1 protein-coding gene and 1 pseudogene are annotated in these 1,015 nt (G+C 45.9%); one reads left to right on the forward strand and one right to left on the reverse strand.

The window, feature by feature from the left end; genetic code table 11:
• A pseudogene (khtS, locus tag ACWHAR_RS23380) lies at positions 1-163 on the reverse strand (K(+)/H(+) antiporter modulator KhtS); the annotation flags it as partial.
• Between the two features lie 186 nt (positions 164-349).
• Here khtS and ACWHAR_RS23385 point away from each other — a divergent pair.
• On the forward strand, positions 350-1,015 hold a 666-nt coding region (locus tag ACWHAR_RS23385), incomplete at its 3' end, for an enoyl-CoA hydratase (protein WP_452087988.1).

Genomic DNA, 1,015 nt, shown 5'->3' on the forward strand with positions numbered 1-1,015 from the left:
TGCCCGGCGATGGCGTTTTTGCCGATTGTGTTTCCTGCGGATATGAGGACATAGGCACATAGCTGTCAGTGCTTGTTTCAAACTGGGAAGGCAGAACCACGTCCGAAGGGGGAAAGTACACCATAAATAAACCTAACAGAAAACTGATCAGCAATTTATCCATGTTCCTTTCCTCCCTTCTCGTCAAGATATCCCTTCTTTTTCACTATATAAAACTTTATGTTTCCATTCAAACAATATGCCTTTTTCAGTATCTATTGACCTTGAAAAATAAAAAGGTTTATTTGAGGATGGCGGGAAATGTATAGGAGAAAGAAAAAAAGAAAGCGTATACATGGAGGTGCTTCATATGGAGTTTGTTCAATATGCATGTAATGGGGCCGTTGCAGAGATTATCCTGAATCGGCCTGATGCCCATCACGCCCTGAATGAACAGATGCTGTCTGAATTGAAGGAGGCAGTCGAAATGGCGGCTGCAAGCGAGGCGCTCATCGTTCTTCTGAGAGGAAGCGGGAAAGGCTTTTCGGCCGGTGGTGATATCAGAATGATGACGTCAGAGCATGACCCTGACCAATTTAAACGGCTGATGGATACGATTGAGGCTGTCACCCTGAATTTATATCAGATGAAGAAAGTGACAATTGCAGCCATTCATGGCGCTGCTGCGGGACTGGGCCTGAGTTTGGCGCTTTGTGCGGACATTGTGCTCGCTGAAAAAAACGCCGTCCTCGCGATGAATTTTATCGGCATTGGGCTTGTTCCGGACGGCGGAGGACATTATTTGCTGAAGAAAAGAATCGGTGAAGCAAAAGCGAAAAAACTGATTTGGAGCGGAAAAAAACTATCTGCCTCAGAAGCTGCCGATATGGGGCTTCTTGATGGGACATTTGCCGGAGACCCTGCCGAAGGCGCAAGATCCATTATCGAAACCCTGTTGGCCTCCCCTCTTTTGGCGATGATCGAAACGAAAGCTATTTTTCAAAGCCTCCAGATTGAAGAACTGAAAAAAGTGCTA

The sequence above is a fragment of the Bacillus sp. LR--39 genome, from assembly GCF_053613335.1.